Source organism: Rhizobium sp. L1K21 (genome assembly GCF_024055895.1).
In the GTDB taxonomy this organism is placed as follows: Bacteria; Pseudomonadota; Alphaproteobacteria; order Rhizobiales; family Rhizobiaceae; genus Ensifer_A.
The window spans coordinates 104,159-128,335 of the sequence record NZ_JAMXLE010000003.1; the positions used below are offsets into that span (position 1 = coordinate 104,159).

Genomic DNA, 24,177 nt, shown 5'->3' on the forward strand with positions numbered 1-24,177 from the left:
CTCTGAGGGAGGAGCATGGATATGAGTGGACAATCCGTCAGCATGGGCCGCCGTTCCCCGGCGAAAGCCGCGGCCCCCTTGCTCCTTCCCGCCTATCTCTGGCTGATCGTGGCAATATTCCTGCCACTGTCAGCCATGGTTTTCTTCTCCTTTGCCAGCGATATGCCCTTTAGTGGCAAGCCCTGGTCGCTGACGCTTTCCAATTACGCGGAATTCTTTTCCTCCAGCGTCTATGCAACCCTGCTTTTATCCTCCTTTCGCCTCGCGCTGGAGGTCACGCTTTGGTGCGTTCTGCTCGGCTTTCCAGCGGCCTATGTTCTGGCCAAGGTCTTCAAGGGCAGAACCCGCGAGGCCGTTTTTCTGCTCGTCATCCTGCCCTTCTGGAGCAACGGTCTGGTGCGGATCTTCTCCTGGGCCATGGTGTTGCGCAGCGGCGGCATCCTGGATACCGCGCTCAATGCCGTCCTGCCTTTCAAGATCAATATCGACCTCATGTACTCCTATCCGGCGGTGATTATCGGCCTGGTTCACTCCTATGTGCCCTATATCGTGCTCACCTGCTATCTCAGCCTGCAGGCCATTGATGACAGCATCATCGAAGCGGCCCGTTCGCTTGGCGCTTCACGGCTGACCATCCTGAAACGGCTGATCATTCCGTTGGCCCTGCCCGGCATTCTGGCGGGCTCCGTGCTGGTTTTCGTGCCGGTCATCGGTTCGTTCATGGAGCCGCGCATTCTGGGCGGCCGCACCGGCACATTCTACGGAACCGTGATCGAGGATCAGTTTGTCGCTGTCTTCAACTGGCCGCTCGGCGCTGCACTATCATTCATTCTACTGGCCGTGGTGCTTATCATTCTGGCCGCAGCATCCCCGATCATGAGGAGAGCCACATGAGCAAGACAACGCGTTTCCTCAGCGCGCTCGGGCGCGGCTATGTCGTGCTGCTGCTCGCGTTTCTCTATCTGCCCATTTTCATCATGGGGCTGATGTCGTTCAACGCGTCGCCGTTTTACCAATTGCCCATGAAGTGGTCGACAACCTGGTATGAAGCCCTGTCTCAGGATGACAGGCTGGTGGGTGCAGCCCTCAACAGCCTGCAGATTGCAATCATCACCACAGTGATTGCCTCCATCCTTGGCACTGCCGCTTCGCTGGCGTTTTTCCGCTACAATTTCAAAGGCAAGAAGGTCCTTCAGACGCTTCTGTTGCCGCCCATCGCCATTCCTTGGCTGATCACGGGAACGGCCATGCTGGTTTTCTTCTATGGCGTCGGCATAGGCCGCGGCCTGCATGCCATTCTGCTGGGCCATGTGGCGCTTGCCCTGCCCTACGTCATCATCGTGGTCAATGCGCGCCTTCAGACATTTGCGCCCGAACTTGAGGAGGCGGCCCGCTCGCTCGGTGCCTCGCAGTGGCAGATCACCCGCAGGATCACCCTGCCCTACATCGCACCCGGTGTGATTGCCGGCGGGCTATTCGCCTTTGCCGTGTCGTTTGACCAGTTCGTGGTGTCCTACTTCCTGGCAACGCCCGGACAAACCACCCTTCCCGTCGAAATCTATGCCGCGATCCGCAAGGGTTTCACGCCGGAAATCAACGCCGTTTCGACCATCATCATCGTCATTTCAATGGCGCTCATGCTGTTTACGGCGCGCTTTTACAAATTCGGAGGAAATGGCTGATGGCCAGTGTTGAGGTCAAGAACATTTCACGCAGCTTCGGCAGCTTCAAAGCCCTGGACAACGTTTCCATGTATTTCGAGGATGGCGGCTTTTATGCCCTTCTCGGTCCATCGGGCAGCGGCAAAACAACCCTGTTGCGGATGATTGCCGGTTTTGACTATCCCGACACCGGCCATATCGAGATGAATGGCGAAAGCGTGGAGCGCGTACCGCTCGAAAAGCGCAATATCGGCATGGTGTTCCAGAATTATGCCCTGTTTCCCAATCTTTCGGTTTTCGAAAACGTCGCTTTTGGTTTGGATGTCCGCGGCGTTGCACGTGAGGAAACCCGAAACCGGGTCCGTAAAGCCCTCGAACTCGTTCAACTCGGCAAACTCGAAGACCGCAAGCCGCATCAGCTGTCCGGTGGCCAGCGCCAGCGTGTCGCCTTGGCCCGCGCGATCGTCATCAACCCCCGCGTTCTCCTTCTCGACGAACCGCTTGGCGCGCTGGACAAGGCATTGCGGCTCGATATGCAGGTGGAGTTGAAGCGCATTCAGCGCGAAACCGGCATCACCACGGTTTTTGTGACCCACGATCAGGAAGAAGCGCTGACCATGGCTGACCGCATCGGCCTCCTGAAAGATGGAAAGCTGGTCGAAGAAGGACGGCCGGAGGAAATCTACAACCGGCCGAAGTCGCTCTTTGCCGCGACCTTCCTTGGAGACGCCAATATCTTCGAAGGCATGTCGAACGAGCGGGGGATTACGCTTGCTTCCGGCGAGACAATCGCCGTTGCCGGGGAAAAGCCCGCATCCGGCCAGACGGGCTGCTGCGCGGTCAGGCCAGAGCGCATCCGCATCGTTTCAGGCGCGCAGCAAGAACTGGAAAACGTAGTCGAAGGTCGGGTCGAACGCCGCCTCTTTGCGGGGAACAGCACAACGCTCTTCGTGAACCACAAAGAACGCCAGATCCGCGTCGGCGTTCCCAATATCGGTTCTCTTGTCCCCGCAGATGGAGAGACAGTGACACTCACCTGGGCAGCAGAGAGCACCGTGCCTTTGGCGCGGGACTGAACACCGCTCATCAAGTCTTTGAAGCCGCTGCAGCTGCTATACAGCCGCCGTCTCGCTGGGGTTTGGTCATCATTGTCATGAATCGCTCAGGCAAAACCGATTCCAAACATTCATTGGACGTTGCTCATAGGGGTTTGAGACAATGGCCGCATGGACATCTGCGACGACCCCGTCTATCTCATCCGCATCGACGCGGCGGCCAACATGGCGCGCTTCTACCAGCTTCGCATAGAGCCGACGCTTTTCGGCGGTATTGCGCTTACCCGCAATTGGGGTCGCATCGGGCATTTCGGGCAAACCAGAACGGTGTTTCACGCCTCCTTTCAGGACGCTCTGCAGGAAAAACAGTTCCATCTTGAACGGAAGTTGAAACGCGGGTACCGCTACCCCTGAGACGGCCCACAGGATCGTATCAATCCATCAATATAACCTTGCAAATATGGAATTATACTCCATAATTGCAAGGATGATAAAACGCTCCACGAAATCCGATCTGATTGAACTGCTGGACACTTATCCTGCCGTTGCCCTTCTGGGTCCGCGCCAGGTCGGTAAAACGACGCTCTCTCTGGAAATTGCCGACGAACGGCCATCGATCTATCTTGATCTGGAATCGGATGCCGACCGCGCAAAGCTTGAAGAACCTGAACTTTATCTCAAAGACCACGCTGACAAGCTGGTGATCCTTGATGAAGTGCATCGCATGCCGGGTCTCTTTCAGAATCTGCGTGGCTTGATCGACCGCAACCGGCGCAAGGGCCGCAAAACTGGCCAATATCTGCTTCTGGGCTCCGCCTCGATCGATCTTCTGAAACAGTCTGGTGAAACACTTGCCGGCCGCATTGCCTATCTCGAAATGCCGCCCATCAGCGCTGTGGAAATTCCTGAAGACGATTTCAACAGGCTTTGGCTGCGTGGCGGCTTTCCCGACAGCTTTCTCGCCTCAAGCGATAAGGCCAGCATGGGCTGGCGGCAGAACTTCATTCGCACCTATCTGGAACGCGATATTCCCCAGCTTGGGCCGCGTATCCCTGCTGAAACGCTGCGCCGCTTCTGGACCATGCTGGCGCATCACCAGTCCGGCCTTTTGAACGCTGCAGATCTCGCCCGTTCTCTTGGCGTGGACGGAAAAACCGTTGCGGCCTATCTCGATCTGCTCGTCGATCTCCTCCTGGTGCGCCGGCTTGAGCCCTGGCACAGCAATACGGGCAAACGCCTCGTCAAATCGCCGCGCATCTACGTCCGTGACAGCGGTCTCACCCACACTCTGCTCGGTATACCGACCTATGAAGACCTTCTCTCCCATCCCACCGCGGGTGCCAGTTGGGAAAGCTTCGTGGTTGAAAATCTGATTGCCGCCGCACCCGACGCTACCACCAGCCATTTTTATCGCAGTGGCGCCGGGGCCGAAATCGATCTTCTGCTGACCCTGCCCGGACAATCCCCCTGGGCGATTGAGATCAAACGCAGCCTGTCGCCGAAACCCGAAAAAGGCTTCTATTTTGCCTGCGAAGACATTCAGCCGGCACGCAAATTCGTCGTCTATCCCGGTTCGGAACGCTTCCCCATCAAGGCCGATATCGAGGCCATTTCCCTCGTGGCACTGATGGGCGAGCTTTCGAAAGCAGCCGGCTGAGGAAAAGTCATTCATCTCCCCTACCCCGCTTTGCGCTCACTTCCGCCATTCGCCCTGATTTGCGCCATCAGCATCGGACCAAGCGAAAATTCCTGCCGTTCTGCACGCCGTGTCAGATCCCGCAAATAGCCTCCGGCCGAGTTGATCTGCCCGGTTCGCTCCAGAATACAGGCCATCACGGTGGCCGCATTTTCAGGGCCCAGAACCTCGCATGCCTCCTGATAGGCAGACGGAGACACCCCGAGCATGGAGCGCACCACCACGGCCGCCGCCATCAGGTCCCGCCAACTGGAAATGGCCCCATTTGGCCCATAATCCGACATTTGCGGGCAGGCCGATAACACCATGCCCAGCGGGAAAGGCTTCAGCCCGATTTCGAAGTCCAACGATTTCGTCTGCGGGGCCATGCGACCACCACCGGCTTCGTCAGGACTGCGTCCATCACCGTTTTCATGCCCATCGAGCAAGTCTTCAATTTCATCAGTCTCCGCCAGATTCTCGTCCTGCAGCTTTTCAAAGCGCGGTTCAGATTCATCGTAAGATTCGGAATTTGAATTCTGTATATGCCGCTCATTTTGATGGTCATTGCCGCCTTGTTTTTGTGTTTTCAGCAACATTTCCAATTGGTTGAGCACGTTTTCACGCAAGAAGCGCATCGCTTCGAGTGCGTGTGTCACCAGATTGACCGGGGCGTTGCGCGGTAGATCGCTCAAAATCGTCCTATATTCGCTCTCTGCTGCATCCCAGTTGCCTGGTGCGCCCTCTTCCAGAGCTGTCGCGATCAGCTTGGCAACGTCACGCCGGCAGATCGTCAGTTGCTCACGCATGTGATGCAGATGGATACGCTCTGCCTCAACCTCGGCTGCAACCTGCTCGATCTCTTCAGCACGCGCCAGAAGCGGTGCCAGTGAAAAGCCAAATGCTTCGTCAATGCTGCCTTCCCTGCCCCGCCTGGCAAAACGCTTGCCGTTGGCGCTGTCCTTGCGGATCAACAGGCCAGCATCGACGAGAACAGCCACATGCCGGCGGATCGTTTGCTCGGCCATACCGTGAGCCCGCAGCGAGAGCTGGGCATTCGACGGGAAAACAATCAGACTGTCGTCGGCATCAAGCGTGTTTTTGGGATAGAAGCTCAAAAGCGCGTTGAGGACGGCTAGGGCCCGATCGTTTACACCAAGCCTGGTTCGCGCCTCACACAGCGCACGGTAGATTTTCCACTTGTCGACGGAGGCTCCGTCTTCGATTTCACCCGCGTCCATTTGGGTTTTCAAATGGCCAAGCGAGACCGTTCGCCGCCCAAAGGGCGTCGTCACATTTCCAACCTGCATTTTCTTCACCTTTCAAAAAGGCAAAAGAAACCTACCCGCCAAAAAAGACGGCCAAAGACTCTTGACTGTGATTCGGGGAAATGCGATTCTCAAGCTGCTAGACACGAGAAGGGCTTCCACGACGGCAACGTTTGGGGGCCTTTTTCTTTTGCTATTCTCTCTTATCCACTCCTTCTGGCATCGTTCGCCGTATCTTTGAGATACGCGTCATGGATCTCTTCGATCTGCTCGACCAGATAGCGCACGAAATCATCCGGCACCGACTTCGAAAAATTCAGCTTCGCGCCGGATTTCGAATAGCGCACATCGGCCAGTTTCATGCCCTTGGAAAGGATCGGCAAAGCCTCCTCCCCTTTGGGTTTGAGCAGCACATTCTTTTCAAAGAGCGAAGACAGAACCGCCGCAAAGCGCTCCTCGCTGGAAATGTTCGGGCCAAGGGCTTCCACCATTTCCAGGGAATGCGGATGTGCTGCCGGGAACTTGTTCCAACGCTCCACCAGCTCCAGCCAGCGCCGACGCCCGATCTCGGGCGCAGGGCCGATGCCGCGGCGCAGCTTTTCAGGCAGCACACTGGCCACACGGATCATCTCTGAAATATGCGATTTGCCGGTCGACAGCGACGCCGAGATGGTGGCGCGCGAAAAGCCGGCCTGCTCCTGCGAATAGGCAAACGAGCATTTTTCGATAAAGCTGAGATCGTTGCGAGCGGTGTTTTCCTCGCCCTGGAAGATAACCGCCTCTTCATCGCTCAAATCGCGGATAACGGTCTTGAACTTCTGGCCAAGCAATTTGACCGCAGCAAGCCTGCGGCGGCCATAGACGATCTGGTAACGCCCGGGTTCGCCCTGCAGAGGACGCACGAGCCCAGGGACAATCTGCCCCCGCTCGGCCATCGATTCCTTCAATTCGGCGATGGCCGCCTCGTCATAGGCACCTTCGAAGCGATCTGGAATGGCCGAGGGGGAAATGAGCGACGGATCAAGCTCGACCACATGCGCGCCGTCCTTGAGAAGACGATCGGCCAATTCACCGCGCTGCTGGATCTCCTTCACCCCTGCCGCCACCTTGGCAAGATGGGGCGATGCGCCGGCAGACTTCTTTTCAGGTGCTGCCTGGTTCACAGGCTCATTGAGCTGGTTCAGCACATTGGCGAACAGGCCCTTGGAATCCTTGCGGCTCATTCACGCCCCCATGACTGCCAGAGCAGTTGTTCGATTTCAGCATTTGCAGCGTTGACGGATTCAATGGCCCGGTCATAGGTCTTCGGCGCGGAGAAGCGCGTGCGCTGAACCTCGTAGAGGCTCTGCTTCCATGTCAGTACATCGGCAACAGCCGTCGATTTGATGACCATGTTCAACAGCAGGTCGTCACCGAACACCTGTCGCATCAAGGCCATCATATTGGCTTGCGGGTGATCGTTCGGTTCGAACTTGGTGATCAGGAATTTTGCAAAATCCCACTGCGCTGTCGTCCCGATATTGCTGAGGATTTCCATATAGGACGCGGCAAGTTCCAGGAACTTCGCCGTCGAATCCACATCCAGCATATGGGCGGGAACGGGTATCAGAACGCCTGTCGCTGCGGTCAATGATGATAGCGTCAAGAAGTTCAGCGACGGCGCTGAATCCATGAGGATGATATCGTAGTCGTCGGCAATCTGCTCGATGGCTTCAGCAACACGGAGCAGGAATCCCGTTCCGCCCGTATTGCGCATTTCAAGCGCAACGGCAGTCTCAAACTCGGTCAGTTCAAGACCAGCGCAGATCACATCAAAACCGGCAATATGCGTTTTGTGGATCAAGTTCCCCGCGGGGACAGGATCATCAAACCGGATGGCAGAATAGAAGGTTTCCCCTTCCCGTGGGTCGAAACCCGGCAACGTTCCGTGCAGCGCCGTCAACGATGCCTGCGGATCAAGATCAATTGCCAGCACGCGATAACCGCGCAGCGCCAGGTAATGGCCGAGATGAATGGTGGTCGAGGTTTTGGAAGACCCGCCCTTGAAGTTTGTGACCGCCAGCACCTGGCAGGCCTCGCCTTCCACACGGCGGGGATTGATCCATTTCTTGCGGCCGTTTTCCGCGAGCAGCATTCTCAGTTCAAGAATTTGCTCCAGCGTATATAGCCGCCGCCCATTTGCGGAGACGTCCGGCTCCGGGCCTTTTCCCTTCAGCGAGATCTGGCGGATATAGGCCTCGGTGACATCCAGAAGCTGGGCCACTTCAGATGAGGCAAATGTGCGCATGGTGCGCATCGCGTCCGGCGGATATTGGGCGAGCGAAAGATTCTTCAACGCAGCATCGAGCTTCGTTGAAAAGGTCTGCATGAAATCCAGGCTACTCAAATGTCGAGTCACGGTGTTGGTCCTTTCAAAATTCACTTCGACTATTGTGCCTGACATGGTTAACGATAATTTAAATGCGACGGGGCTACGCAAAAAAACGCAAATTTCGTAATTTCGCGTAGCTTTTCATACTCCGATTCGCCTGAGAAGGACAATTCCTGCAAAATGGATGTTCCCCGCGGGGAACCATCGGGTCAGGCTTATGCACAAGTGATGCAAAAAGCGCCGTACCTTGAGAGCGACGTTCTCGGGAATGCCTGAGCCACCCTTCAGCGCTTCGGAAAGTGACGACCAACAGAGCGAAAGGTTCCCCGCGGGGAACTCGACGTTCAAACGACTATTCTTCTACACTCCCGTGGAAGTTCATGAACTCTCCACGCGCCTCCTCCACCGCGCTGACGATGAAGCGTATCGCCGTGCGGACACGCGCCGACTCGCGAACATCCTCATGGACAGTGAGCCAGAACGTGCGCTTCAACTCAATCTCTTCCGGTAGCACACGCACCAGGTCCGAGTTTCCACTTGTCATGAAGTCCGGGAGGATACAAAGGCCCGTACCGGCCATTGTGGCGCGCAGTTGCGCAAAGAGATTTGTGCTGGAAAGTCGCGGTGACAGTTTTTCACCAATATGAGTTATATAGTCGAGCTCTGGCGCAAAGATCAGTTCGGAAATGTAGCCGATCAGAAGATGGTCAGAAAAATCATCCCGGCCGGTAATAGCTGGATGCCGCTCGAGATAATGGCGAGATGCGTAGACGTGCAGCGAGTAGTCGGTGAGCTTTCGAGACACAAGCCGTCCCCGCTCAGGACGTGAGAGACTGATGGCGATGTCGGCTTCCCGTTTCGACAGACTGAAGATGCGTGGCATGGCGACGATCTGCAAATCGAGTTCGGGATTGCGTCTTGCCAATTCCCCAATTCTCGGCGCCAGGAAAAACGCACCGAAGCCGTCCGGGGCACCGATGCGAACCGCGCCGCTCAAAGACAGACGCTCGCCGGCAATGTCATTCTGGATCTTTGCAGATGTGCTTTCCATTTCCTCGGCATAACGGAGCAGACGTTCGTCCATGTCGGTGAGCGTGTAACCGCGTGGCGAGCGGGTGAACAACGCCGCCCCCAGTCGCTCCTCGAGCGCGCGGACACGCCGGGACACTGTCGCATGATCCGTTCCCATGCGCGGGGCCGCTGCCGTGAGCCGACCGGCACGCGCAACAGAAAGGAAATAGCGAAGGTCGTCCCAGTCAAAACTCATTATATGATGATATTCGCACAACGGATGGGCAATCAAGCACATGGACCTGCGAAAATAACGCCATAAGATTGAAACCAAGACATTTGCACCCGAACGCGTTTGAGGAGACGCCGAAGGTTTGCGGCAATCTGCAATGCGCAGACACGCGCCCCGGCTGATGCCATGCAGATGCGACACAAGGGGGAGAAATGAGCAGGATTGCTTTTATCGGTCTCGGCAATATGGGCCTGCCCATGGCGACCAATCTCGCCAAGGCCGGGCACAATGTGACTGTGTTCGATACCGTTGCCGCGGCAATGGATAAGGCTGCGAGCGACGGCATGAAAACGGCACAGAGCGCATCTGCAGCTGTTTCCGAGGCCAACATCATCATGACCATGCTTCCCAACGGACCCATTATTCTGAAGGTTCTGGAAGAGGTCATTCCTGCCGCCAAAGCCGGCGCAGTGATCATCGATTCCTCGACGATCGATGTTGCAAGCGCGCGCAAAGCACACGAGATGGCCAAATCGGCAGATCTCCAATTGCTTGATGCTCCGGTCTCCGGCGGCATTGGCGGCGCAGCCGCGGGAACACTGACATTCATGGTGGGCGGCTCAACGGATGCATTTGAGCGGGCGCAACCGGTGCTGGAGATCATGGGCGGCAAGATCGTCCATTGCGGCGAAGGCGGAGCAGGGCAGGCGGCAAAGATTTGCAACAATATGCTGCTCGGCATTTCCATGATTGGTGCTTGCGAAGCGTTTGCGCTTGCCGAGAAGCTCGGTCTTTCGGCTGAAGCCGCCTTCGATGTGATTTCCACCTCGTCCGGTTCCTGCTGGTCAGTCAATACCTATTGCCCGGTTCCGGGGGTTGGGCCGAAGACGCCGGCGGATAATGATTACAAGCCGGGCTTTGCCGCAGACCTGATGCACAAGGATCTCGGTCTGGCACAGCAGGCCGCATCGGAAAGCGGGCAGGCGACACCCATGGGCGCGCATGCGCTTGCACTCTACGACACGTTCTTGAAAGAGGGCGGTTCAGGCCGGGACTTCTCGGCCATGATTGAATATCTCAAGACGGCTGCGCGCTGAGGAGAGCGCCAACCGCCACCGAGTGTTCATTTCACGCCCTGCCAGTCTGGCAGGGTTCTGGAAAACTGGGAGGAATGACGAATGAAATCTTTGTTCTATGGAAGTGTTTGCGCTGCGGCTTTGAGCCTTGGTGCGGGAGCCGCTTTTGCTGACGGTATTTCCGACGATGTGGTCAAGATCGGCGTTCTCGGCGACATGTCGGGTGTCTATTCAACCGGCTTTTCCGGCGAAGGTGCTGTGGCAGCCGTGAAAATGGCGGTCGAAGATTTTGGCGGTACCGTGCTGGGTAAGAAGATCGAGGTTATTTCGGCAGACCACCAGAACAAGGCAGACGTTGCTTCGGCAACCGCGCGTCAGTGGATCGACGAAGATCATGTCGACATGATCACGGACCTGACCAACTCCGCCGTCGCGTTGGCCGTGCAGCAATTGGCCTCAGAAAAGAAGGTCATTAGCATTGCGACCGGTGCAGCCACCTCGGACCTCACAGGCAAGGCCTGCACCAAATATGGCATCCACTATGGCTATGACACACATGCGCTGCCGGTCGGGACGGCCACCGCCATTGTGAAAGAAGGGGGCGACAGCTGGTATTTCATCACCGCTGATTACGCCTTCGGCCATGCCCTGCAGGACAATACATCCGAAGTGGTGGAAAAACTCGGCGGCACTGTGGTTGGCAGTTCGGATGTGCCGCTCGCCTCCACCGATTTTTCATCTTACCTTCTTCAGGCCCAGTCATCCGGTGCCAAGGTGATTGCGCTTGCCAATGCCGGTCAGGACACGGTCAACTCGATCAAACAGGCCAATGAATTCGGTATCGTGGCGGGCGGTCAGCAATTGGCCGGCATGCTGGTGCTGATTTCCGACGTTAAAAGTCTGGGAACCGATGTCGCCAACGGATTGAGTTTCACGTCTGCCTGGTATTGGAACCACGACGAGGAGTCCCGGGCCTGGAAGGAAAAGTACATGGCCTATTCCAACAATGCCGCGCCGACCTTCCCGCATGCTGCAGACTATTCGCTGACCATGGCTTATCTGAAGGCCATCGAAGCTGCTGGAACGGACGATGCCGATGCCGTTCGCGAACAGCTTGGCAAGATGAAGATCGACGACTTCTTTGCCAAGGGCGGCACGATCCGCAAGGATGGCCTGCTGCTGCATGACATGTATCTGCTGCAGGTTGAGCCGGGCAAGGAAGACCCGTGGGATGTGGCGAAGGTGGTTCGCACCATTCCGGGCGACGAGGCCTATTTCTCGCTCGCCGATGGCGGTTGTGCGCTGACACAGGAATAAAGCTTCACGCTTTGAAACCAGGGGCGGCCGCTCAAAACGGCCGTCCCGCTCGTGCGAACCGGGATTGCGACAACCCCACGAAAGCAGCAGGCACTACATGGGCGACTTCATTCTGGAGACCAAGGGGCTGACCAAACGCTTTGGCGGGTTCACCGCCGTCAACAAGGTCAACCTCCAAATCGAGCGCGGCACCATTCATGCCCTCATCGGGCCGAACGGTGCGGGAAAAACCACCTTCTTCAACCTTCTCACCAAATTCATAACACCGAGTTCCGGGCAAATTCTCTATAACGGCGAAGACATCACCCGCTGGGAACCGGCAGAAATTGCCGAACATGGCATTATCCGATCATTCCAGATATCTGCCGTTTTTCCCCATCTGACGGCGCTTGAAAATGTAAGACTATCCTTACAAAAACGTTTGAATGTGAGCTACCAGTTCTGGCGCTCGGCGCGGGTTCTTGCATCCTTGAACGACGAGGCCATGCAGCGGCTCGACCAGGTGGGTTTGAAACGCTATGCGGATCTGCATGCCGTGGAATTGCCGTATGGCCGCAAGCGGGCGCTGGAAATTGCCACAACGCTCGGCCTGGAGCCGGAGCTGATGCTGCTCGACGAACCAACGCAGGGCATGGGGGCGGAAGATGTGGGACAGGTCTCGGACCTGATCAAATCCGTTTCCGTCGGGCGGACCATTATCATGGTGGAGCACAATCTCGGCGTTGTCGCAAAACTTGCCGATCGTATTACCGTTCTTAACCGCGGCGAGGTTTTGGCCGAAGGCGGCTATGAGGAGGTTTCCAAAAATCCCGAGGTCATGGAAGCCTATATGGGCGTAACGGCGGAAGAGGCGAGCGCATGAATATTGCATCAAGCCAGCAAGCGCCGCTTCTGAAAATCAGCGATCTCAATGCCTGGTATGGCGAATCGCATGTGTTGCATGGGATAGATCTGGAGCTCGGGGAGGGGCAGTTGATAACCCTGCTCGGTCGCAATGGCGCAGGACGCACCACCACCCTGCGCGCCATCATGGGCATGGTGGACCGCAGAACAGGCTCCATCCTCATCCACGGCGACGAGTTCATTGACAAGCCCGCCCATCGCATCGCCCATCTGGGGCGCATTGGCTATTGCCCGGAAGAGCGCGGCATCTTCGCAACCCTCAATGTTGAAGAAAACCTGATGCTTCCGCCAACGGTGGGGGAGGGGGGAATGAGCGTTGCGGAAATCTACGACATGTTTCCCAACCTGAAGGAAGTGCGCAAGCGCATGGGCACCCGGCTTTCGGGCGGTGAGCAGCAGATGCTGGCGATTGCGCGCATTCTGCGCACCGGCGCGCGGCTTCTGCTGTTGGATGAAATTACCGAAGGGCTTGCGCCGGTGATCGTGAAAGCACTCAGCGAAGCCATTCTCGACCTGAAACAGCGTGGCTATACAATCATGCTGGTGGAGCAGAATTTCCGCTTTGCCGCACCGCTTGCCGACCGCCACTACGTGATTGAAAACGGCAAGGTGATAGACCGGATCGAAGCCGGCGAGGTGGAGGCCAAGATGGACAGGCTCAACCACTATCTGAGCGTTTGAGGAGGAGGCGCCGATGATGCTGAAACTGATACTCGCACAGGGCATGCTGGGGCTGAACAATGGTGTCTTCTATGCCATGCTGAGCCTTGGCCTGGCGGTGATCTTCGGCCTGCTGAATGTGGTGAATTTCGCCCATGGGGCGCTCTACATGAGCGGGGCATTTCTGGCCCTCATTCTTTATTCCTACCTCGGGGTGTGGATTGGTCTTGATGATTTCCATGTGAATTTCTGGTTCGCCCTCATCCTGGTGCCGTCGATGGTGGGCGGGCTTGGAATGATCATAGAACGCACGCTATTGAAATGGCTTTACCGCTTCGACCCGATATATAGTTTGCTATTGACGTTCGGGATCACGCTGATCTTGCAGGGTCTGTTCATCAACTTCTTTTCAGCCTCCGGCACGCCTTATCCGGGCCAACCCGAGAGCCTGAAAGGGGTGGTCAATCTGGGCTTCATGGTGTTTCCGAAATACCGGCTGTTTGCCATTGTCTTCTCGATCGCCGTCTGCCTGGCCGTGTGGTTTGTAATCGAACGGACACGCATTGGCGCATTGTTGCGTGCGGGCACGGAAAACCCGGATCTCGTCAAGGCGTTCGGCATCAATGTGCCGCTCATGGTGACGCTGACATTCGGTTTTGGAACGGCGCTCGCCGGGCTGGCGGGGGTTCTCGCCGCCCCGATCTATTCCGTCAGCCCGCTCATGGGTGCTGACCTGATCATTATCATTTTCGCCGTGGTGGTGATCGGCGGAATGGGATCAATCATGGGTTCGGTGGTGTCCGGCTTTGCGCTGGGGCTGATCGAGGGCGTAACCAAGGTTTTCTATGCACCTGCGGCCAATACCGTGATCTTTTTCCTGATGGTGGTGGTTCTGCTGGTACGCCCGGCCGGACTCTTCGGTCGACAGACTTGAGTGAGGATTTGATGAACCAGACTGCGAACGAAATGGGCGAGATGGGCGAGAGGGTTTCAATGGAAACCGGCAAGCGCAGCCAGATAGCACAGGGGATTCTCTGGGCGATCCTGATTGTATCGGTGCTGATTGCGCCAATGTTTCTCTATCCAATCTTCGTGATGCAGCTTCTGTGCTTTGCGCTCTTTGCGCTCGCCTTCAACCTGCTGATCGGCTTTACAGGGCTTTTGTCCTTCGGCCACGCCGCATTCTTCGGCAGTGCGGCCTATATCGCCGGTCACGTGATCAAGATGTGGGGTTTTCCACCGCTCCTCGGCATATTGGCGGGTGCTCTTGTCTCCGGCGCGCTCGGCCTCGTCATCGGCAGCCTCGCCATTCGCCGACAGGGCATCTATTTCGCCATGATCACGCTGGCGCTGGCGCAGATCGTCTTCTTTCTGGCTCTGCAACTTCCCTTTACCGGCGGAGAAAACGGGCTTCAGGGCATTCCGCGCGGCTATCTGTTCGGCCTTATCGATCTGAACCAGCCGCTTGCCATGTACTATTTTGTGGCGGCGATTTTCATAGCGGGTTTTCTGATGATCTTCCGGGTCATTCACTCACCCTTCGGACAGGTGTTGCAGGCCATACGCGAGAACGAACCGCGAGCGCTTTCGCTCGGCTACAATGTCAACCGCTTCAAGCTGATCGCCTTCGTCATTTCCGCCACCCTGGCGGGGCTTGCCGGTGCAACCAAGGCCGTGGTGTTTCAGTTCGCCTCGCTGACGGACGCCCATTGGCAGATGTCAGGCGAAGTGATCCTCATGACCCTGCTCGGCGGCATGGGAACGATCTTCGGGCCGATTGTCGGGGCCGTGGTGATCGTCACCCTGCAACATGAATTGAGCAGCATCGGTTCCTGGGTTCAGGTGGTGATTGGCGCAACATTTGTGGTTGCCGTCCTTCTCTTCCGCCGCGGCATCATTGGCGAACTGGCGCGCGCGCTCAAACTTTCTTCAGTCTAGTTCAGGCTTCCAACCGACTGATCGTGTCACGCCTGCCGGACGAGGGAGGCGGTGATCGGTTACGCCTGCTGCCCACCGCCCGCAGCCTTTGCGCCACCATAGCGTTGAACAGTTCACCACCGTCATATGCTGGAAAGCAAGGCTTCCAGGCAACCATGCATTCATCTGCCCATCAAGCAACTGCAGTCTAGCAAACAGTTGTTGACATATGCATCTGTTGTATGTGAGTTCAGACTGAAGCTCATTTGAAAGTTGGAACCATGAAGACTGAACTTAGCGCGCAGGAAGCGGCCGTTCTCGAAATCATCCGCGCGAACCCCTTTGCCGGTCAGCAGGAGATTGCAGGCGAAATGGGTCTGGCGCGCTCGACGATTGCGGCACATATCGTGCAGTTGATTCAAAAGGGCTATCTGCTCGGTCGGGGTTATCTGTTGCCGGACGCGCAACGGGCCGTATGCGTTGGTGGCGCTGTTCTGGACCGCAAATACCATGCGCACAGGCCGTTGATTGAAGGAACGTCCAATCCGGTGAACGGCTCACGCAGTTTTGGCGGCGTCGCGCGCAATGTCGCTGAAAATCTGGCGCTGCTCGGCACGCCAACCAGCTTTGTCTCGATCGTTGGCGACGATGAAACCGGACGACAGCTTCTGCGCCATCTGCGTGATCGGGGTGTCGATGTCAGCCAGGTCATAACTTCAAGCGAAAAGCCAACGGCCGAATATGCCGCCGTACTGGACCCGGCCGGTGATCTTGCCTACGGCATTGCCGACATGGGCATATTCGATCTTTTTGCCCCGGCTCATCTTGACCGCATATGGCCGCATCTGGCGTCTGCCTCCTGGGTGTTTGCCGATTGCAATCTGCCGGGAGAAACCCTTCAGGGGCTGATTTCGCGCAAGCATGCCGTCGGCTTCAAGCTGGCTGTGGATGCCGTTTCAACCCCGAAAGTGGCCAAGCTGCCGCAAAGCCTGAACGGCATTGACCTTATCTTCATGAACCTCGACGAAGCGCGTGCCTACCTGAAGACCGATTTCGGCTCGGGGCCAGAAGCAGCGAAAAAGGCCGCGCAGGGCCTTTTGGCTGCCGGGGCAGGGGAGTCTGTCGTCTCCATCGGCAGCAACGGGATTGCAGTGGCCAACGGCCAGCGCGCCGCGGCCTTTCCGGCCGTCACGGCCAATGTTGTCGACATCACCGGGGCAGGGGACGCCATGATTGCCGGTACGCTGCACAATCTGTTGAGCGGCGAAAATATATTCACCGCCGCCCGCATTGGTGCGCTGATCGGCACACTCACCACCGAAAGCGACGCGAGCGTCTGCAGCGAGCTTTCCGAAAATTTCGTACGGGCCAACATGCACCGCATGCCGGCCTGAAGCAGTCTTGTCCTGAGGAGTATCTTCATTGAAACCCAATGTTCACCTGAGCCCTGATGTGGCTGCCGCGCTTGCCGCAGGCAATCCGGTTGTCGCTCTGGAATCCACCATCATCACCCACGGCATGCCTTTTCCGGCCAATTATGAGACTGCCGTCGACGTGGAAGACGTCGTTCGCGCCAACGGCGCCGTGCCGGCGACGATCGCTGTCATTGACGGGCAACTGCGTGCAGGTCTTTCCGACGCGGAACTGAAAGCGCTGGCCGCCAGCGACGGCGCGGTGAAAGCGTCGGGCCGCGACCTTGCTGTGGCCATGGTGAAGAAGGCAACCGCCGGCACCACCGTTTCCGCCACCATGCGCATTGCCGCCATGGCGGGTATCGAGATTTTCGCAACCGGCGGTGTGGGCGGCGTGCATCGCGGTGCTGAAGATACATTCGATATTTCCGCCGACCTGACCGAGCTTGGCCGCACGGCGACGACGGTGGTTTGTGCCGGTGTGAAATCGATCCTCGATATTGCCAAGACGCTGGAATATCTCGAGACCCAGCGGGTTCCCGTGATTGCCTATGGCACAGATGATTTTCCGGCATTTTTCACCCGCACCAGCGGCTTCAAGGCCGATCACCGCCTGGACAGCGCCGAAGAGATTGCCGACGCCATGCGGCTTCATCACGCCCTTGAAACCGGCACCGGCCTGATGATTGCCAATCCCATTCCCGAAGAAGCGGCCCTGGAGCCGGCCTTTATCGACGGCACCATTGCCGATGCCGTGCGCGAAGCCGAAGAGCGCAAGATCGCCCGCAAGGACGTGACGCCGTTTCTGCTGGCGCGCATCAATGAGCTTTCCAAGGGACGCAGTCTCAAGGCCAATATCGCCCTGGTGAAAAACAATGCCGCTCTCGCCGCACGCATCGCCGCAGCTTATGCGCGGGCAGGGAAGGGGTAGCCCTTCCCGGCGGAATTTCCGCTTGGTCGCACTGTCTATCTTACGCTCACTCGCGCCGGCATGGCGTCAAGTTGGCACCGCCTGCTCATCGGCAAGACGTGAGGCAAAGACCTCCTTTGCTGTAAACAAGCCATTCAGCGCGGCGGGAAAGCCGGCATAGACTGCCATCTGCATCATGATCTCGATGATTTCATCCTTCGTCACTCCCACATTCAGACCGGCTTCCACATGCACTTTCAATTGGGGCGTTGCCGTTCCCATTGCTGTCAACGCCGCAATGGTCGCGATTTCGCGGGCGCGCAAATCAAGACCGGGGCGTGAATAGATGTCGCCAAAGGGGAACTCGAACAGGTAATTGGCGAAATCCGGCGCGATATCGGCCAAGGCAGCCACAACATTTTCACCTGCAGCGCCGTCAATTTCGGCAAGCGCGCGCTTGCCGCGTTCCAGCCGGGTTTCACCGGCGTTTAGTTTGTCTTGCATCATGAATTTTTATCCTCTCTTCGACGCCGGCATATCCGGCAATCTTGGTGTCGAGGACAAGAAGGCAGTCTTGCAGTTCGGCGACATGTGCGCGGACACGCTCGCGGTGCTCTTCCAGCAGTGCTTTGCGCTCAGCCTCCGTCTCCGTGCCGCGCGCCCGCAAAGCGGCATAAAGCAGCATGTCCCGTATAGGCATACCGGTGGTCTTCAGACGGTTCAGAAATTCTATCCAGGTCAGGATGGATACATCGTAGTCACGCTGGCCGGACCGGTCCCTGTCAGCTGGCGGCAAAAGCCCGATCCGCTCATAATAACGGATCGTATGGGCCGACAATCCCGATCGTTTCACCAGTTCGCCAATCTTCATGAATGCCTTCTTTCCTCACGACGCATGGGAAGCTACGGGTTAGAGTGCACTCTAAGTCAAGGCATAAAATGGAGACGCGTTCGGCAAGCTCACTTAAGGTCTGTTGATCGTGTTGCTGAAGCCGGCCCGAAATCCGCTCACATTAATAGGTCCTGACCCTTTGCCCATTCACCGCGCGGCAAAGCGCTTTTTGGCAGCCTCCGTCTCAGGCACGTAAAACGACACGGCTTCCGCCACTTTCGATGCGAGCGGATTCAGTCTGCAAACATTTGGGACCCGCCCATTGGGCTCAGACCTGGCGCGCTGCGACGCCGCTGGCAACGGTGGCGGGCAGAAGAGTTGTCTGCACTGAAAAGTCGCGCGTCTGAATAGAACCCACCCCATAGAACCCACCCCCTCCGTCGCACAAAGTTGCGAAAGACAGGTTATGGAACAAGGCGGAAGTTCGGGGCGAGACACAGCGACTATTCCACTATTTGTCAAACCTATATTTTAATTACCTATGGATTTCCGCGCCCGAACGTGGCATTGCTGTTGGGGTGTCAGGAAGGTTGCCAATCCATGGTTTTGAATTACGACACCGTTGTCAGGACCGGCATCGCCAAGCAGATTGCCGACAACATACGTCAGGCGATCTTGAATGGCGATCTCAAGGTCGATGAACGGCTGCCGACGGAAGAAGAGCTTGCCAAGCGGTTTGGCATTTCGCGACCGACTGTGCGCGAGGCATTGAAACGGCTTGCCGCGCAAAACCTGATCCGCTCCCGACGCGGCCCGACCGGCGGCAATTTCGTCAGCCGACCGGACCCCGAAGGCCTTTCCAAGACAATTACCGGAGCGGCAACCTTGCTTGTGGGCGTGGGCGCATTCGACATCGACGAGATCATCGCCGCGCGTATGGAAACCGAAGCCGTTTGCTGCCGGCTGGCATGCCAGAACCGGGAAGACGAACATCTCGACATCATGACGGCGGAAATTGCCGTGCAGCGCGACCGCGCCACGACGGACGAAGATTTCTGCGCCTCGGATGTGCGGTTTCACCGCGCACTGGTGGATGCCAGTGCCAACGGACCCTTGCGGCTGATGATGTACACGGTGATCGAGGCCTTCATTCCGATTACCAACATGATCACCTTCAAGGTGCGCGAGCGCCAACGGGTTGTGGAGCTTCACGAGGCCCTGATCGATGCCCTGCGCCGGCGCGATGACATAAAGGCGGTAGAACAGCTTTCCGTTCTGCTCGACTATCTCAAGGAAAATTACACCAAGGCGGTCGAGGCGCGCAGCCCCGCGGCTGAAGACAAGAACGCGAAGTGAGGAGCACGGATATGGAAAACACCTTTACCGCAATGATGATTGAAGATGTGGATGGCAAGCCGAAGGCGGGTTTTCGCACAATTTCCCTCTCTGACCTGCCCGATCACAGTGTTCTCGTCGAAGTCGCCTATTCGACCTTGAACTACAAGGACGGGCTGGCAATCACCGGCAAGGGGCGGATTGCCCGGCGCATGCCCATGGTCGCGGGAATTGACCTTGCAGGCACCGTGATCGAATCCGGTTCGGACGACTGGAAGCCGGGCGACAAGGTGATCGTCAACGGCTGGGGGCTTTCTGAAACGGAATGGGGTGCCTATTCGCGCTACCAGCGCGTCAAGCCGGAATGGCTGATCCGTCAACCCGAGGGCTTGAGCCAGAAGGATGCCATGGCGATCGGCACAGCCGGATATACGGCGGCTCTATGTGTCGAGGCTCTGGAACGATGGGGGTCGATCAAGCCTGGCGAAGGCGATGTTCTGGTGACTGGTGCTGCCGGCGGGGTCGGGTCCGTGGCCATCAGCCTGCTGGCGAACAAGGGCTACCGGGTGACCGCCGCCACGGGACGGCCCGAAACGCATGATTACCTGAAGTCACTCGGCGCGACTGCCTTTGTCGACCGGGCGGAACTGGCTGAAAAAGGAAAGCCGCTGCAAAAGGAAATCTGGAGCGGCGCGGTGGATGCCGTCGGCTCGACAACGCTTGCCAATGTGCTCGCCCAGACGGTCTATGGTGGCGCTGTCGCAGCGTGCGGCCTTGCCGGCGGTGCCGACCTGCCCGCAACGGTGATGCCGCACATTCTGCGCAGCGTGGCGCTGATCGGCGTCGATTCCGTGATGGCACCGCGCGAGAAGCGACAATCCGCGTGGACGCTTCTCGAAAAGCATCTCGACAAGGTGCATATCGACACGCTGACCATGGCGGTGGAACCGATGTCGAAACTGCCGGAACTGGCCGAGGCCATTATTGCCGGCAAAATCCGCGGCCGTGTCGTGATCGACATGTCGGCCTGACAGCGTCAGGCCTGACCGGCTGACATAGACGTGCCTTAGCCGCGCCGGGCAGCCTCGATGGCTGCGATATCGATCTTGTTCATGTCCATCATGGCTTCAAAGACACGCCTGGTTTCCTCACCGCCGGCTGCCAAAGCGACCGTCAGCACCCGCGGCATGATCTGCCAGGAAAGCCCCCATTTATCCTTGCACCAGCCACGAGTGCCCTCCTGTCCGCCATTGTCAACGATGGCATTCCAGTAGCGGTCGGTTTCCTCCTGGCTGTCGGTCGTAACCCGAAACGAGAAGGCTTCACTTTGCGGGAAAACCGGGCCACCATTCAAGCCCATGCAGTGCGTACCCAAAACGGTGAAATGCACCACCAGCAGATCGCCCTGCTTGCCACCGGGATAGTTACTCGGCGCATGAAATATGGAATCAACCGAACTGTTGGGAAACGTATCGGCATAAAATTGAGCAGCAGCCTCGGCGTCTTTGCTGAACCAGAGGCAAATGCAGTTCTTCGGAACGTCCATCTTCGTTCCTTCCTTCTGTTGTTTGCATTTGACCTCAAGAAGAGGAATATCCTCAAAAGCCGCCTCTCCACAACTGCCGATTTCGCATTGAGGCCAAGGCATAAGGCCGCAGCCTCCTCAACGTCCTGCCGCATAGGTGTTTCTGAAGCCATGCGCTGGGTGCACATCTCCAATGCACCTATTGAACGTTTTGCCAAAGCGGCATAGTTCAGACGTACCGTTTGCCGCCAGACAGCGCGATAAGCGACCTTGAAATGCTTAATAACCGGCAGGGGACGAAATGCCCATCGCAACGCTTGAAACGGCACGCATAGCCATCATCGGCCTCGGCTATGTCGGACTTCCCCTCGCCGTGGAATTCGGCAAGACCTTTTCCGTTGTCGGTTTCGATGTCAAAGACGAGCGCATTGCGCAACTGCGCGCGGGCGCAGACAGCACGCTGGAAGTGTCTGCCGAAGAGCTGCATGCGGCTGCGCATCTCACATTTTCTTCAAACCCTGACGATCTGAAGTCGTGCAACACGTTCATTGTGACCGTGCCGACACCCATCGATGCCTACAAGCGGCCTGACCTGACCCCTTTGCTGAAAGCCAGCCGCACCATTGGCGGCGTGCTGAAAGCAGGCGATATCGTGATTTATGAATCGACGGTCTATCCCGGCGCGACTGAAGAAGACTGTGCGCCGGTGCTGGAAGAGGTCTCAGGGCTCAAGCGCAATGTGGACTTCTACCTCGGCTACAGTCCCGAGCGGATCAACCCCGGCGACAAGGAACACCGGCTGCCGACGATTCCGAAAGTGACCGCGGGCTCAACGCCGCAGGCCGCCGACTTCGTGGATGCGCTCTACGCTTCCATCGTGAAGGCCGGAACCCACAGGGCACCCAGCATCAAGGTTGCCGAGGCTGCGAAGGTGATCGAAAACACCCAGCGCGATCTCAATATCGCACTCATCAATGAGCTGGCGATTATCTTCAACAGACTGGATATCGACACGGAAGCGGTTTTGAAGGCGGCGGGAACCAAATGGAATTTCCTGCCCTTCCGCCCCGGCCTGGTGGGCGGCCACTGCATCGGCGTCGATCCCTACTACCTGACGCACAAGGCGCAGGCGATCGGTTATCACCCCGAAATTATTCTGGCCGGCCGGCGTCTGAATGACGGCATGGGCTCCTATGTCGTCTCGCAGCTGGTAAAGACCATGGCGCGCAAGAACATCCCGGTCAGCGGCGCACGTGTTCTGGTCATGGGCCTGACATTCAAGGAAAACTGCCCGGATTTGCGCAATTCCCGCGTGATCGACATTATTGCAGAGCTGAAAGACTACAGCAGTGCGATCGATGTCTTCGATCCCTGGGTTGATCCCGAAGAAGCGCTTGGGGAATATGGCGTAAGTCCAATTGTTGAACCGGAAACCGGTGCTTATGACGCGATTATTCTGGCCGTGGGACACAAGGCCTTTCAGGATATGGGCGCCGACCGCATCCGCAGCTTCGGCAAGGGCGCACACATCCTTTATGACCTGAAATACCTGTTCAACGAGGATGAAACCGACTTGAGACTGTAAACCCGGTGACACGTGCAAAGCGTGTTTTCCAACGCGCTGTTTGGCGAAGAACCGTCTGCGAGACTGCGCCAAAAGGTAACAGGACTTTTCGACGTTCAAAAAAACGTGACAAACTTCGGTGTAATGTAACCTGGAACTTTAATTCTTCGCTATGAAAGCTCAAAAAAGGCGTTTATTGGAAGCTACAGGCTTTTGTCGCGACGTTGATGAATTTGACGACAGAAAGATATTTGATGCGAGTTCTTTTATACAGCCATGACACATTCGGTCTTGGCCACCTACGTCGATCCAGAACAATTGCGCACGCATTGACTGCACGCTTTCCGACCGCCGAGATTGCGATCGTCACCGGTTCGCCGTTTGCGGGGACGTTCAATTTTCACGATCACATCATCTATCTGCAGATACCGCCGGTCACGAAGCGATCCGACGGGACCTATACGTCTATGGAAGCCGGTGTTGCGCTTGACTACACCGTTGGCCTGCGCACGCAAGCCATTGTCGATTTCATGACCGACTGGAAGCCGGACCTCTTCATCGTCGACAAGGAGCCGCTCGGCTTCCGCCACGAACTCGTGACCGCGCTTGAAATTGCGAAAGAGCGCCGCATCAAGGTTGTCCTTGGCCTGCGCGATGTTCTCGATTCGCCCAACATCCTGCAGGAAGAATGGGAGCGGAAGGGGATTTTCGGCAAGCTCGAACATTTCTACGATGAGATCTGGATCTATGGCCCAGCCTCCTTTTATGACCCGCTGCAGAAGCTCCCGCTTGGCAAAGACGTGCACGACAAGATGGTCTATACCGGCTTTCTGGACCGCAAGCACGATCCCTTTCCCGATGACGATGGCGCGCCCAAGAAGCATGTCTTTGACGACTATATTCTGGTGACCGTTGGCGGCGGTGGCGATGGTTATCTGCTGATGAAATCGGTCATCAACATGGTGAAGACCCACCCCTCAGACAAGAACAATTATCTGATGGTGCTCGGCCCCTTTATGGGGCGGACAGAGGGTGAAGAGTTGCGCGGCGATGCGGCCGGCATTTCCAATATCGAGATCATAGACTTCGATCCGGAGCTTGAAGACTACGTTGAACGAGCCCGGGCCATCATCGGCATGTGCGGCTACAACACGTTCTGCGAGGTTCTGACCTTTGACAAGCCGGCCATGTATGTGCCGCGCTCGGTGCCACGGCTGGAACAGCAGATCCGCAGCTACCGGGCAGCCTCCATGGGCTGGTCGTCGGTTCTGGAAGCCAGCGAGGCACAGAACCCGGAAGTGCTCTACAATGCCGTGGAGACGCTTTTGACCCGCAAGCCACCGTCTGCCGCCCATTACCAACCGGACATGGCAGGCCTCGACACGATCTGCGAACGGGTTGAGGCATTGGTACCCGATATCCGCCGGAACAATGTTATTCGAATGAGCTGACA

Annotated in this window: 24 protein-coding genes; 17 read left to right on the forward strand and 7 right to left on the reverse strand. The window is 57.2% G+C overall.

The window, feature by feature from the left end; all coding sequences use genetic code 11:
• Positions 1-21: 21 nt before the first annotated feature.
• From NHF56_RS15485 to NHF56_RS15505, 5 genes are all read left to right on the forward strand, one after another.
• Positions 22-894, forward strand: a complete 873-nt coding sequence (locus NHF56_RS15485) for an ABC transporter permease (RefSeq protein WP_252806157.1) — start codon at positions 22-24, stop codon at positions 892-894.
• Positions 891-1,682: an ABC transporter permease gene (locus NHF56_RS15490; RefSeq protein WP_252806159.1), complete on the forward strand. Its 792-nt coding sequence runs from the start codon at positions 891-893 to the stop codon at positions 1,680-1,682. The genes NHF56_RS15485 and NHF56_RS15490 overlap by 4 nt, the downstream gene beginning before the upstream one ends.
• On the forward strand, positions 1,682-2,737 hold the full coding sequence (locus tag NHF56_RS15495; RefSeq protein ID WP_252806161.1) for an ABC transporter ATP-binding protein: 1,056 nt from the start codon (positions 1,682-1,684) through the stop codon (positions 2,735-2,737). Before NHF56_RS15490 ends, NHF56_RS15495 begins: the two co-directional genes overlap by 1 nt.
• A gap of 150 nt (positions 2,738-2,887) precedes the next feature.
• A complete protein-coding gene (locus tag NHF56_RS15500) occupies positions 2,888-3,130 on the forward strand; it encodes a WGR domain-containing protein (RefSeq protein WP_252806163.1) in 243 nt (80 codons plus the stop codon).
• A 73-nt stretch (positions 3,131-3,203) separates the two neighbouring features.
• Positions 3,204-4,373: an ATP-binding protein gene (locus tag NHF56_RS15505; RefSeq protein WP_252806165.1), complete on the forward strand. Its 1,170-nt coding sequence runs from the start codon at positions 3,204-3,206 to the stop codon at positions 4,371-4,373.
• A 20-nt stretch (positions 4,374-4,393) separates the two neighbouring features.
• Here the strand turns inward: NHF56_RS15505 and repC are convergent, their stop codons facing one another.
• The 4 genes from repC to NHF56_RS15525 all read right to left on the reverse strand — a co-directional run bounded on the left by repC (position 4,394) and on the right by NHF56_RS15525 (position 9,297).
• On the reverse strand, positions 4,394-5,701 hold the full coding sequence (gene repC / locus NHF56_RS15510) for a plasmid replication protein RepC (protein ID WP_252806167.1): 1,308 nt from the start codon (positions 5,699-5,701) through the stop codon (positions 4,394-4,396).
• A gap of 161 nt (positions 5,702-5,862) precedes the next feature.
• Positions 5,863-6,882 carry a plasmid partitioning protein RepB gene (gene repB / locus NHF56_RS15515; protein ID WP_252806169.1) on the reverse strand — a complete coding sequence of 340 codons (1,020 nt, stop codon included), beginning with the start codon at positions 6,880-6,882 and terminating at the stop codon, positions 5,863-5,865.
• Positions 6,879-8,057: a plasmid partitioning protein RepA gene (repA, locus tag NHF56_RS15520; protein ID WP_252806171.1), complete on the reverse strand. Its 1,179-nt coding sequence runs from the start codon at positions 8,055-8,057 to the stop codon at positions 6,879-6,881. Before repA ends, repB begins: the two co-directional genes overlap by 4 nt.
• 325 nt (positions 8,058-8,382) lie before the next feature.
• Positions 8,383-9,297, reverse strand: coding sequence for a LysR family transcriptional regulator (locus NHF56_RS15525; RefSeq protein ID WP_252806172.1), 915 nt, complete (start codon positions 9,295-9,297; stop codon positions 8,383-8,385).
• 188 nt (positions 9,298-9,485) lie between these two features.
• Here NHF56_RS15525 and mmsB point away from each other — a divergent pair, with 188 nt between their 5' ends.
• The 8 genes from mmsB (at position 9,486) to NHF56_RS15565 (ending at position 17,489) form a co-directional block, all read left to right on the forward strand.
• On the forward strand, positions 9,486-10,370 hold the full coding sequence (mmsB, locus tag NHF56_RS15530) for a 3-hydroxyisobutyrate dehydrogenase (RefSeq protein ID WP_252806174.1): 885 nt from the start codon (positions 9,486-9,488) through the stop codon (positions 10,368-10,370).
• Positions 10,371-10,451: 81 nt separating this feature from the next.
• On the forward strand, positions 10,452-11,666 hold the full coding sequence (locus tag NHF56_RS15535; RefSeq protein ID WP_252806177.1) for an ABC transporter substrate-binding protein: 1,215 nt from the start codon (positions 10,452-10,454) through the stop codon (positions 11,664-11,666).
• Between the two features lie 97 nt (positions 11,667-11,763).
• Positions 11,764-12,528 carry an ABC transporter ATP-binding protein gene (locus NHF56_RS15540; protein WP_252806179.1) on the forward strand — a complete coding sequence of 255 codons (765 nt, stop codon included), beginning with the start codon at positions 11,764-11,766 and terminating at the stop codon, positions 12,526-12,528.
• Entirely contained in the window at positions 12,525-13,250 is a 726-nt protein-coding gene (locus tag NHF56_RS15545; RefSeq protein WP_252806182.1) for an ABC transporter ATP-binding protein, read from the forward strand. The genes NHF56_RS15540 and NHF56_RS15545 overlap by 4 nt, the downstream gene beginning before the upstream one ends.
• A 19-nt stretch (positions 13,251-13,269) precedes the next feature.
• Complete coding sequence (locus NHF56_RS15550) at positions 13,270-14,163, forward strand: branched-chain amino acid ABC transporter permease (RefSeq protein ID WP_252806763.1); 894 nt, start codon at positions 13,270-13,272, stop codon at positions 14,161-14,163.
• A 41-nt stretch (positions 14,164-14,204) separates the two neighbouring features.
• Complete coding sequence (locus NHF56_RS15555; protein WP_373456329.1) at positions 14,205-15,167, forward strand: branched-chain amino acid ABC transporter permease; 963 nt, start codon at positions 14,205-14,207, stop codon at positions 15,165-15,167.
• Positions 15,168-15,427: 260 nt separating this feature from the next.
• A complete protein-coding gene (locus tag NHF56_RS15560; RefSeq protein ID WP_252806184.1) occupies positions 15,428-16,540 on the forward strand; it encodes a carbohydrate kinase in 1,113 nt (370 codons plus the stop codon).
• Positions 16,541-16,568: 28 nt separating this feature from the next.
• On the forward strand, positions 16,569-17,489 hold the full coding sequence (locus NHF56_RS15565; protein WP_252806186.1) for a pseudouridine-5'-phosphate glycosidase: 921 nt from the start codon (positions 16,569-16,571) through the stop codon (positions 17,487-17,489).
• 66 nt (positions 17,490-17,555) lie between these two features.
• Here NHF56_RS15565 and NHF56_RS15570 read toward each other — a convergent pair whose 3' ends face one another.
• Together NHF56_RS15570 and NHF56_RS15575 are read right to left on the reverse strand one after the other, a co-directional pair.
• Positions 17,556-17,972: a carboxymuconolactone decarboxylase family protein gene (locus tag NHF56_RS15570; protein ID WP_252806767.1), complete on the reverse strand. Its 417-nt coding sequence runs from the start codon at positions 17,970-17,972 to the stop codon at positions 17,556-17,558.
• Complete coding sequence (locus NHF56_RS15575) at positions 17,947-18,339, reverse strand: MerR family transcriptional regulator (RefSeq protein WP_252806188.1); 393 nt, start codon at positions 18,337-18,339, stop codon at positions 17,947-17,949. The genes NHF56_RS15570 and NHF56_RS15575 overlap by 26 nt, the downstream gene beginning before the upstream one ends.
• A 561-nt stretch (positions 18,340-18,900) precedes the next feature.
• On the opposite strand from NHF56_RS15575, the gene NHF56_RS15580 reads away from it, so the two are divergent.
• Together NHF56_RS15580 and NHF56_RS15585 are read left to right on the forward strand one after the other, a co-directional pair.
• Positions 18,901-19,656: a FadR/GntR family transcriptional regulator gene (locus NHF56_RS15580; protein WP_252806190.1), complete on the forward strand. Its 756-nt coding sequence runs from the start codon at positions 18,901-18,903 to the stop codon at positions 19,654-19,656.
• Positions 19,657-19,667: 11 nt separating this feature from the next.
• Complete coding sequence (locus NHF56_RS15585; RefSeq protein ID WP_252806192.1) at positions 19,668-20,666, forward strand: MDR family oxidoreductase; 999 nt, start codon at positions 19,668-19,670, stop codon at positions 20,664-20,666.
• Between the two features lie 35 nt (positions 20,667-20,701).
• On the opposite strand, the gene NHF56_RS15590 is transcribed toward NHF56_RS15585, so the two are convergent.
• Positions 20,702-21,181 (reverse strand): VOC family protein, encoded by a 480-nt coding sequence (locus tag NHF56_RS15590; RefSeq protein WP_252806194.1) that lies wholly within the window; start codon positions 21,179-21,181, stop codon positions 20,702-20,704.
• A 280-nt stretch (positions 21,182-21,461) separates the two neighbouring features.
• Here NHF56_RS15590 and tviB point away from each other — a divergent pair, with 280 nt between their 5' ends.
• Entirely contained in the window at positions 21,462-22,745 is a 1,284-nt protein-coding gene (tviB, locus tag NHF56_RS15595) for a Vi polysaccharide biosynthesis UDP-N-acetylglucosamine C-6 dehydrogenase TviB (protein ID WP_254007741.1), read from the forward strand.
• A 233-nt stretch (positions 22,746-22,978) separates the two neighbouring features.
• Positions 22,979-24,175 carry a glycosyltransferase family protein gene (locus NHF56_RS15600; RefSeq protein WP_252806196.1) on the forward strand — a complete coding sequence of 399 codons (1,197 nt, stop codon included), beginning with the start codon at positions 22,979-22,981 and terminating at the stop codon, positions 24,173-24,175.
• The last annotated feature ends 2 nt before the right edge of the window (positions 24,176-24,177 follow it).

Coding starts and splice junctions, on each gene's coding strand:
- NHF56_RS15485 (WP_252806157.1), top strand. CDS start 22: ATGAGTGGACAATCCGTCAGCATGGGCCGCCGTTCCCCGGCGAAAGCC.
- NHF56_RS15490 (WP_252806159.1), top strand. CDS start 891: ATGAGCAAGACAACGCGTTTCCTCAGCGCGCTCGGGCGCGGCTATGTC.
- NHF56_RS15495 (WP_252806161.1), top strand. CDS start 1,682: ATGGCCAGTGTTGAGGTCAAGAACATTTCACGCAGCTTCGGCAGCTTC.
- NHF56_RS15500 (WP_252806163.1), top strand. CDS start 2,888: ATGGACATCTGCGACGACCCCGTCTATCTCATCCGCATCGACGCGGCG.
- NHF56_RS15505 (WP_252806165.1), top strand. CDS start 3,204: ATGATAAAACGCTCCACGAAATCCGATCTGATTGAACTGCTGGACACT.
- repC (WP_252806167.1), bottom strand. CDS start 5,701: ATGCAGGTTGGAAATGTGACGACGCCCTTTGGGCGGCGAACGGTCTCG.
- repB (WP_252806169.1), bottom strand. CDS start 6,882: ATGAGCCGCAAGGATTCCAAGGGCCTGTTCGCCAATGTGCTGAACCAG.
- NHF56_RS15525 (WP_252806172.1), bottom strand. CDS start 9,297: ATGAGTTTTGACTGGGACGACCTTCGCTATTTCCTTTCTGTTGCGCGT.
- mmsB (WP_252806174.1), top strand. CDS start 9,486: ATGAGCAGGATTGCTTTTATCGGTCTCGGCAATATGGGCCTGCCCATG.
- NHF56_RS15535 (WP_252806177.1), top strand. CDS start 10,452: ATGAAATCTTTGTTCTATGGAAGTGTTTGCGCTGCGGCTTTGAGCCTT.
- NHF56_RS15540 (WP_252806179.1), top strand. CDS start 11,764: ATGGGCGACTTCATTCTGGAGACCAAGGGGCTGACCAAACGCTTTGGC.
- NHF56_RS15545 (WP_252806182.1), top strand. CDS start 12,525: ATGAATATTGCATCAAGCCAGCAAGCGCCGCTTCTGAAAATCAGCGAT.
- NHF56_RS15555 (WP_373456329.1), top strand. CDS start 14,205: ATGGGCGAGAGGGTTTCAATGGAAACCGGCAAGCGCAGCCAGATAGCA.
- NHF56_RS15560 (WP_252806184.1), top strand. CDS start 15,428: ATGAAGACTGAACTTAGCGCGCAGGAAGCGGCCGTTCTCGAAATCATC.
- NHF56_RS15570 (WP_252806767.1), bottom strand. CDS start 17,972: ATGCAAGACAAACTAAACGCCGGTGAAACCCGGCTGGAACGCGGCAAG.
- NHF56_RS15575 (WP_252806188.1), bottom strand. CDS start 18,339: ATGAAGATTGGCGAACTGGTGAAACGATCGGGATTGTCGGCCCATACG.
- NHF56_RS15580 (WP_252806190.1), top strand. CDS start 18,901: ATGGTTTTGAATTACGACACCGTTGTCAGGACCGGCATCGCCAAGCAG.
- NHF56_RS15585 (WP_252806192.1), top strand. CDS start 19,668: ATGGAAAACACCTTTACCGCAATGATGATTGAAGATGTGGATGGCAAG.
- NHF56_RS15590 (WP_252806194.1), bottom strand. CDS start 21,181: ATGGACGTTCCGAAGAACTGCATTTGCCTCTGGTTCAGCAAAGACGCC.
- tviB (WP_254007741.1), top strand. CDS start 21,462: ATGCCCATCGCAACGCTTGAAACGGCACGCATAGCCATCATCGGCCTC.
- NHF56_RS15600 (WP_252806196.1), top strand. CDS start 22,979: ATGCGAGTTCTTTTATACAGCCATGACACATTCGGTCTTGGCCACCTA.